Annotated in this window: 8 protein-coding genes; 7 read left to right on the top strand and 1 reads right to left on the bottom strand. The window is 47.7% G+C overall.

The genetic code is table 11. The features are described from left to right. The coding region (locus ENI34_06655; GenBank protein ID HEC78807.1) for a hypothetical protein at window positions 1-321 on the bottom strand (321 nt) is incomplete at its 3' end. A gap of 259 nt (window positions 322-580) precedes the next feature. Here ENI34_06655 and ENI34_06650 point away from each other — a divergent pair. The 7 genes from ENI34_06650 to ENI34_06620 all read left to right on the top strand — a co-directional run bounded on the left by ENI34_06650 (window position 581) and on the right by ENI34_06620 (window position 8,714). Next, window positions 581-2,260 (top strand): hypothetical protein, encoded by a 1,680-nt coding sequence (locus ENI34_06650; GenBank protein HEC78806.1) that lies wholly within the window; start codon window positions 581-583, stop codon window positions 2,258-2,260. Continuing rightward, complete coding sequence (gene uvrB / locus ENI34_06645) at window positions 2,250-4,247, top strand: excinuclease ABC subunit UvrB (GenBank protein ID HEC78805.1); 1,998 nt, start codon at window positions 2,250-2,252, stop codon at window positions 4,245-4,247. Before ENI34_06650 ends, uvrB begins: the two co-directional genes overlap by 11 nt. Further along, a complete protein-coding gene (gene nadC, locus ENI34_06640) occupies window positions 4,219-5,088 on the top strand; it encodes a carboxylating nicotinate-nucleotide diphosphorylase (protein HEC78804.1) in 870 nt (289 codons plus the stop codon). The genes uvrB and nadC overlap by 29 nt, the downstream gene beginning before the upstream one ends. Beyond that, window positions 5,001-6,365: a bifunctional folylpolyglutamate synthase/dihydrofolate synthase gene (locus ENI34_06635; protein HEC78803.1), complete on the top strand. Its 1,365-nt coding sequence runs from the start codon at window positions 5,001-5,003 to the stop codon at window positions 6,363-6,365. The genes nadC and ENI34_06635 overlap by 88 nt, the downstream gene beginning before the upstream one ends. Next, complete coding sequence (locus tag ENI34_06630) at window positions 6,366-6,911, top strand: sigma-70 family RNA polymerase sigma factor (protein ID HEC78802.1); 546 nt, start codon at window positions 6,366-6,368, stop codon at window positions 6,909-6,911. A gap of 30 nt (window positions 6,912-6,941) precedes the next feature. Further along, window positions 6,942-7,475, top strand: a complete 534-nt coding sequence (locus ENI34_06625; protein ID HEC78801.1) for a hypothetical protein — start codon at window positions 6,942-6,944, stop codon at window positions 7,473-7,475. A gap of 63 nt (window positions 7,476-7,538) precedes the next feature. Then, on the top strand, window positions 7,539-8,714 hold the full coding sequence (locus tag ENI34_06620) for a polymer-forming cytoskeletal protein (GenBank protein ID HEC78800.1): 1,176 nt from the start codon (window positions 7,539-7,541) through the stop codon (window positions 8,712-8,714). Window positions 8,715-8,726: the final 12 nt, after the last annotated feature.

The raw sequence follows: 8,726 nt of genomic DNA, 5'->3' as shown, positions 1-8,726 counted from the left end.
GGCTTCGCTGCGGGGATAGGCTTTTTTATAAAGTTCGATCAGGGCTCCGCGCACCTCGGTGTCGTCTTTGCAGTGATAGATCATATTTTTGCACACTTCAATCGCTTTGCTAAAGGACTTCTTTGATTCTAAGTGGCTGCGCAGCATCTCCAGGAGACCCAAGGCGCGTTCAGATTGGTCATACTTCTTGAGTTCTTTGGCGAGTTCAAGGAGCTGGTTTAATGCGGTCTGTTCGTTGATGACCATCTCGGTCCAGAGATCATCGAGCTCAGAGAAGTTTTTCTGTTCGAGCGCTCTTCTTGCTGAATCGATTAACGCCATCAGTAGATTATAATTAATTTTCCGTAGAATTCAAGATGAATATACACGAAGTGCATCCCTTCCAGCGCAGCTCCCTTCCAGCACCGCTCCCAACGATCTAAACGCTCTATTCCTTCCGAAATCCGAAATGCCTTTATTCTCCCTTTCCCCTTAGCTCTTCGCCCTATGCCCTTAGCCCTCCGCCCTTCGTCCTAAACCACAGAACACTTAAGTCTACATCTTGATCTTGACAATATATACAAATTATGTAGAATTTCGTATGAAATATTTAGTAATAATCTATATTTTAGTATTTTTACCCTTAATCAGTCCCGCAATTCAGGCAGGTGACGTATATCATAATTACAGGAGTCTTTTCTATGTGAATCCGCCTGCATCAGAGATAAAGTTGAGGACGAGGAAGGTGGGAGTCAGGGAGGCATATCTTATTGCCGGAGAGAGTAGAAAGAGAATGAAGAAGGTATACAGTGATAAGGAATTCGATTATTTCGTTGCTTCGTCTGTTCCCATGGATTCAGGATTCAGTTATTATTTCCTGGTACTGGGTACCGCTGATACACTCCGCTGTCCTGAGACCGGTGAGTTCAAACCCGGTGTCCCGCACTTCACCACACCGTCATGGGCGAACGGTAAGATCTATTACTCGATATTCCCTGATGGATTCTATAACGGCGATCCGACAAATGATCCGAAAAAGAAACTTAAATGGGGGGAGAGGCCCAAGAAATGGGATCCGTACGGCGGTGATTTAAAGGGTATAACCGAGAAACTCTCTTATATAGATTCCCTGGGACCTGACATTATTCTGCTCCAGCCGATATTCTCCGCCAATTCAAATCACAAACTCAATCCAAAGGACTATGCTACAATCGATCCCCATTTCGGCGACACCACAGACCTCAAGAGGTTGATAAGTGAGATACACAAGCGGAACAAAAAGATAGTTCTCAGCGTGACCTTTACACATACGGGTACTGATTTTCCGACTTTCAGCGACATTATGAAGAACGGTAAGGAATCAAAATACATAAACTGGTATCAGATCGGTTCGACTCCGATAAAGACTTCGCCGCCGAATTACAGATGCTGGCGTTCAGACCACCGTTTTCCCTGTCTTGATCTGAACAATCCCCAGGTCAAGAATTATCTGATCGGCTATCTGGAATACTGGAAACATTTCGGTTTCGACGGTTTTTACATCGGCGAGGACACCACCATCACCGCAGACTTTGCCAGGACACTCCGTGAAAATTTGAAACGCAGATATCCTGATCTCCTCCTGCTCGGCAGTGCTCCTCAGTTGATCGGCGGCAACGGATTTGACGGCTGTTACAACAGCAGTATCACAAAACTTTTGAGAGATTACTTCATCAATAACACCATAACCACGAGCGACTTCAATGATCGACTCCAGAAATGGTTCTTTTTCAGTCTACCTCAGGTAAAGGGAATAAATCTCATCAAGGTCTCCACCTATGACCAGAGGATATATAAAGAAAACTTCAATAAGATAAAACTTCTTTATGTTTTTCTCCTCACCGCCATCGGTTCACCGGTTATTATGTACGGCGACGAGATCGGGGCGTCGGGCTGTGAGCCGCTCAATCCGGGCAGCTTCAACTGGAATAAGAACGAGCAGAATACCCTTCTTTTTGAAGAGGTTAAAAGACTTATCAAAATAAGGAAGTCCACGCCTCAACTCCAGGGAGATAAATTTTTCACCCTGTATATCAATGATATTACAAAGGTATATGCATATGATCGAGGCGGGGTGATAATCGTGCTCAACTGCGGGGGCCGGGAATCTTTTGTTGAACTGCCTGCCTGGGACGGTGTGTACCTTGACCTGATGAGCGGTGAGAAGGTGACCGCCTACTCGCAGAGGTTGAGGCTGTCGGTTGATTCAGGCGCTTATCGAATACTGAAGCGTGAAATTTAAACTCCGTTCCACCTTTACACCGCGGGGCGACCAACCTGAAGCGATAGATGCACTGGTCCACGGCATAAATAAAAATCTTAAATTCCAGACACTTCTGGGAGTCACGGGTTCAGGCAAGACCTTCACCATTGCAAGCGTAATCGAGCGGGTCCAGCGACCGACCCTGATCATTTCACACAACAAGACCCTGGCGGCGCAGCTCTACGGTGAGTTCAAACAGTTCTTTCCTGATAATGCAGTGGAATATTTTATCTCATATTATGACTATTATCAACCTGAAGCCTATGTGCCTGAGACTGATCTCTATATTGAAAAGGATGCTTCGATAAATGAAGAGATCGAGCGACTGCGGCTCAAGGCGACGTCTGCCTTGCTCACGAGAAGGGATGTGATCATCGTGGCGTCTGTGTCGTGTATCTATAATATCGGCTCTCCGGAAGAGGTGAAAGAACTTGTGGTCTATCTTGAAAAGGGCGGGAAAAAGTCACGGGAACGCCTCCTTGAGGAACTGGTTTCAATCCAGTATGCCAGGAACGACATCGAATTTTCCCGCGGAACCTTTCGGGTGCGCGGTGATACGGTCGACATCCATCCTGCAGACGAGGAAGACGGTATTCGGGTCGAACTCTTTGGCGACGTCATAGAGAAGATTACGGTCTTTGACCCGACAACGGGCAGGCTCAAGCAGACGCTTGATGAGGTCATTATCTTTCCGGCGAAACATTTTATCACGACCCGTCCGCGGATAGAAGAGGCGGTGAAGGCGATTGAAGCAGAGCTCGAGCAACGGGTCGAGTATTTCAAGAGCAGGGGCAAACTCCTTGAAGCGCAGCGTCTGCTCCAGAGAACAAAGTTCGATATTGAAATGCTCCTTGAACTGGGTTATTGTTCAGGGATTGAAAATTACTCGATGCACCTTTCCGGCAGAAAACCGGGGCAGAGGCCGTTCTGTCTGATCGACTATTTTCCGGACGACTATCTCCTGGTCATTGATGAGTCGCATGTCACAATACCCCAGCTCAATGCGATGTATGAAGGCGACCACTCACGCAAACTTAATCTGGTCGAACACGGATTCAGATTGCCTTCGGCTCTCGAAAACAGACCGCTGAAGTTTCACGAGGTGCTCGCCTTGGTCAACCAGGCGATATGTATTTCAGCGACACCGGGGCAATGGGAGATCGAGAAGTCCGGCCACCGCATTGTAGAGCAGATCGTCCGTCCCACGGGAATCGTCGACCCGAAGGTCACGGTCAAGCCGGCGAAGAATCAGGTTGATGATCTGATCAACGAGATTCAGAAAAGGGTGGAGAATAAAGAAAGGGTGCTGGTGACCACCCTTACCAAGCGGATGGCAGAAGACCTGGCACAGTATTTGAATGAGATCGGAATCAGGGTGAGGTATATGCACTCGGAGATTGATGCAATTGAACGGGTGAAGATTCTCAGGGCTCTCAGGCTCGGTGAGTTCGATGTGCTCGTCGGCATCAATCTTTTAAGAGAGGGACTTGATCTGCCCGAAGTGGCGCTTGTTGCGATTCTTGATGCAGACCGTGAGGGATTTCTCAGAAGTGAGCGGTCATTGATTCAGACAGCGGGCAGGGCGGCGCGCAATGTGCGCAGTGAAGTGATTATGTATGCGGATGAACTTACAGACTCAATGCGTCGGGCGATAAAAGAGATGGAGCGGAGGAGGAATAAACAGATTGAATATAACAGAAAACATAATATAACTCCGGAGAGCATCATCAAGACAACCGAGGAGGTTATGCGGGCGACATCGGTCGCCGACAGCATAATGAGGGAAGATGCAGAAAATATCAATATCAACGAACTTGCAAAACTCCATAAAGCGATGGCAGAAGCGGTTTCTTTGATGGAATTCGAGCGTGCGGCAGTGCTTCGTGACAGGATTAAAGCAATTAAACGAAAGTTGGAAACAACCAGAAGGAGGAACCATAAAAAGAGGAGTCAAACAAAAAGATAAAGAAAAAAGAGAATTTCTGAAGATCGTGAGGCGGGCGTTGAAAGAGGACATCGGGCGTGGAGACATCACGACCGACCCTATCGTCACTGACGACACCCGGTCACTGGGGATCATCTTTCCCAAACAGGACGGTGTTTTGTGCGGAGTGGAGATCGCCCGTATGGTCTTTACTGAACTTGATGAACGAATCGATTTCCAGATAAAACTGGAAGACGGCAGCCCGTTTTCACCGGGAATGACGATCGCCACGATTATCGGACCTGCTGGTGCCTGCTTGAAAGGGGAGCGGACCGCACTCAACTTTCTGCAGCACCTGAGCGGTATCGCGACCCTGACAAAGAGATTCGTCGATGCGGCAAAGGGTTGTATCAAGGTGCTTGATACACGCAAGACACTTCCCGGTTTACGGATAATGGAGAAGTATGCCGTACGCATGGGCGGTGGCTATAATCACAGGTTCGGACTCTATGACCGGGTGCTCATCAAAGACAATCACATCGAGATTGCAGGCGGTATCACCGCGGCTGTGCAGAAGATAAGAAAGAAGAGAAAGAAGGTTTTCATTGAAGTGGAGGTGAAGACCTTTGCCGAATTGAAAGAGGCGATTGCGCTCAGGGTGAACCGGATTATGCTTGATAATATGAATGTCAATCAGATAAAAGAGGCGGTGAGGATGGTGCGCAGTCAGGCGGAGAATATGGAGATCGAAGTGAGCGGCGGTATCGACCTCAACAATATCAGTAATTTCATTGAGTGCGGCGTGGATTTTGTTTCAGTGGGCGCATTGACACATTCGGCGCGGGCGATCGATATTGCGATGAAGCTCAAACCACTGGGTTAGTGGTTGGTGTGCGGTATTTAAAGTTTTTAAACGGCTTGATAAATTACGAAAAGACGCCCCGATATAATTATCGGCTCGAACCGTTCATCGGGTTTTTGAAAAGACTCGGTTCACCTGAAAAGAGATTGAAGAATGTGATACATATCGCAGGAACCAAAGGCAAGGGCTCGACCGCGGCGATCCTGGATGCCTGTCTCCAGGAGTGCGGTTATCGGGTCGGGCTCTTCAGCTCACCCCATTTGGCACGTGTGAACGAGAGAATAAAAGTCAACCATCAGGAGATTCCGGATGCGCGGCTGCAAAGATACATCGACCGGATACGCGGCATCGGTCGGCAAAGCGGAAAGCAGACGTATTTCGAGGTGCTCACCGCCGCCGCCTATCTCTACTTTACTGAGGAACAGACGGATTTTTCTCTTCTGGAGACCGGACTCGGCGGCAGACTGGATACGACCAATGTGACCGTTCCTTTGATTTCAGTGATTACCAGAGTCGGCTATGACCATACCGAACTTCTGGGAGACGACCTCAAAAAGATCGCCCGGGAAAAAGCCGGTATTATGAAACCGCACACCCCTGTAATCACCACGGCGCACCAGCCGGCTGCGGTCCGACAGATCCTGCAAAGAAAAGCCGATACTGAAAAGAGCCCCCTGGTCTTTGCCGAGGAACTGCACAGAAGCAGAATAATAGAACAGACCTTTGAAGGCACGACGCTTCACATTTCAGGTGCGTTCGGTTCATTCACGACCTTGCTGCCCCTTGTCGGCGTTCATCAGACAGAAAACCTTGTGATCGCCCTTGCTGTCTTGAGCGTGCTGAGAAGTATGGGATTCGGGATTCCCGCAAGTGCGGTTGAAAAAGGGATTGCAAAGACCTCGCTCCGCGGCAGACTCGAGGTGATAAAGAAGAATCCCCTGGTCATCTTTGACTGTGCCCATAATGAGGATTCATTCAGGGCGCTCCACAAGACCATCCATGATTTGAATTTCAAAAATTTTTCTTTAATCTTCGGCGCCAATAAGGATAAAGACATAAGTTATTGTCTGAAGTATATATTTCCTGAAGCCAGGGAAGTGCTGCTCGTCAAGCCCCGCAGTGTGCGGGCATTGGAACCGTATGAGATTTACATAATGGCGAAGAGGTACCAGAAGAGGCTCTTTATCGCTCATTCGATTGAGAACTCCATAAAGTACATCAGAAACGTCTCAAAGAACAATAAGATACTCATCACCGGTTCATTCTATCTCTGGGACGAGAGATTGACCGGACTCTAAATGAAGCATGACCGGGAACAGGTATCTGACCTGATTGAAAAGGCGCTCAAACACGATGAGGGTGCCTGCCGAAAGATAGTCGATCTTTATAAAGGAAGGATCTTCAGTTATGTATATCGGATGGTGGGGAATTATCACGATGCCGAGGATCTCACCTTTGATACCTTTATCAAATGTTTTAAGGCGCTCGCCTCTTTCGACCGCACGAAAAAATTTTCGACCTGGCTTTTTACGATCGCCCACAACACGACTATGGATTTCTTCAGAAAGAACAGGTATGAATATGAATATTTTGACGAACGCCACTCAGTAAAAGACGATTTTGTCGAAAAGGTTGAAGAGGCGAAGAAGATGGAGCTGATTGAAAGATGCCTTGCAGAGCTTCCGGCTCTGGACCGCGAGGTCATTCTCCTCTTTCATCGGGAAGAATACAGTTATCAGGAGATAAGCGAGATCTTGAAACTGCCGGTGACGACCATCAAGACCCGGCTGCATCGGGCGCGTAAAAGGTTGAGGACGCTCGTCAGAAAAAAGAAAAAAGGGTGAAACCCAGCGGTCTATTATACGTATTACTTAATGATGAAGCATAAGAGAATCGAGAGATTAATCCAGAAATTTATGGACAGGGCGATATCGCCGGCTGAGGAAAAGAGCTTGAAGGCGCACATTGCTCTGTGCGCCGAGTGCCGTCGGTTCTATGAGGAATTGATTCAGGTCAAAGAAAGGATTCAGGAACTCCCTGAATATTTTCCTGACCGCGGTTTTAACAGGCGGCTTCTTGCCCGGCTCGGTTATGCAAAGACCTTTGTCTGGAACAGGCTGGCGGTTGCACTCGTGGGGCTCTGGGCTCTTCTGCTTGTCTTCCTGTCTTCTTTTTCCCGGACAAACGAGTTATTGAATCGACTCTTCACGTCGATTCCAGGAATGGTAAGATTGATCAATCGCATCGGGTTCATCGTCTCTGTCCTTGAAAAGACCTTTACACCGTTTGTCAGGGGTGTTCTTGACCCGGTGTATCCGATTACAGGATTGCTCTCAAGCGTCATTCTTTTATATTTGTTGAGTAAACTTATCACCCTTTCTTCTGTCCCTACAAAGGGGAGGATTTAGAATGGTTTCTATCTTTTTCCGTCCCTTGAAGGGGAGGATTAAGAAGGGGTGAAAGGAGGTAAAATGCAGAATTTGATTGCAATACTTTTTATAATAAGCCAGGTGTCAAATATCGGGTATATTCAAGAGATACCTGAGTATATAGGTCAGATGCCGACCATTGTAGTCACGGCACCGCATTATAAAAATGAAGTCACTTCATCCTTTAAGTTCCTTCCTGGGATACCGATGAACTTTGCCTTTGGTCAGTCAATGATCCATCACTTGAACATCCCGATTAAAAGCACCTTTGCTGAAGACCTCTACGTTCCTGAGGAAGATACCATAGATGAAGACGTTATGGTAAGCGGCGGTAATGCAAAGATCGATGGAGTGATTGACGGTGACCTTGCTGTTATGGGTGGCGTTGTGGAGATAAATGGTATAGTTGACGGAGATGTTGCAGTAATGGGTGGAAATCTGGAACTCAACGGGTCGATAACCGGCGATGCCGCGGTCTTCGGTGGTAATGTCGTGAATAAAGGCACCATTGAACTGGATGTTCTTGTTGTCGGTGGTACAGTGATGCTCGATTCCGGTTCAGTTGTTCAGGGTGACGTGAATATGGTCGGCGGTACTGTGGAACGTGACGACAATGCCGTGGTTGAAGGAGAGATTCAATCAGTGGAGAGCGAAGTTCTCAAAGAACTCCTGCCTGATATCGGTAAGGCGTTCAGAGTTCCCCGGGTGATTCCGGGGCACCGGGTCTTTCACCGGATTTTTCTCATTGCCTTCTTCTTTGTATTCTATCTCATTGGCCTTCTGGCTTTTCTGATCTTTCCCGGTGCGATCGAACACATCATCGGAATAGTAAAAGCGAATGTCTGGGCGTCGGTCGGACTCGGGATCGCTGTTGAGGTGCTTTATATTCCGATCATCCTTCTATTTACTATTTCAATAATCGGGATACCGCTCATTCCTCTGTTTATGCTCGCTGTTCTACTCGCCGCACTCTTCGGATTTTCCGCACTCTGTTTTATTATCGGCGAGCGGGTCATCGAGGGAATGAAATGGCAGATAGAGAACAAGGCAGGGATCTTCAGTCTGGGCTGGCTGGCGACCGCGATAATTCCTTTGATTCTCTTTTTGATCGGACCGCCGGTGGTTGTCTTCGGTGTGGTGATTCTTTATGTTGTTGCGACCATTGGAATGGGCGCCGTATCTCTCACCCTCTTAAAGACAAAAAAGAAGAAAAAATAAACCCTTACCCCT

Source organism: candidate division WOR-3 bacterium (assembly GCA_011052815.1).
Lineage (GTDB): Bacteria > Hydrothermota > Tepidihabitantia > SM23-42 > SM23-42 > DRIG01.
Note: the sequence above shows the minus strand (reverse complement) of the source record. Positions and strands in the feature narration are given on the sequence as shown.

Excerpts from the sequence above, each read along its gene's own strand:
- ENI34_06650 (HEC78806.1), top strand. The coding sequence starts at position 581 with ATGAAATATTTAGTAATAATCTATATTTTAGTATTTTTACCCTTAATC.
- ENI34_06630 (HEC78802.1), top strand. The coding sequence starts at position 6,366 with ATGAAGCATGACCGGGAACAGGTATCTGACCTGATTGAAAAGGCGCTC.
- ENI34_06625 (HEC78801.1), top strand. The coding sequence starts at position 6,942 with ATGATGAAGCATAAGAGAATCGAGAGATTAATCCAGAAATTTATGGAC.
- ENI34_06620 (HEC78800.1), top strand. The coding sequence starts at position 7,539 with ATGCAGAATTTGATTGCAATACTTTTTATAATAAGCCAGGTGTCAAAT.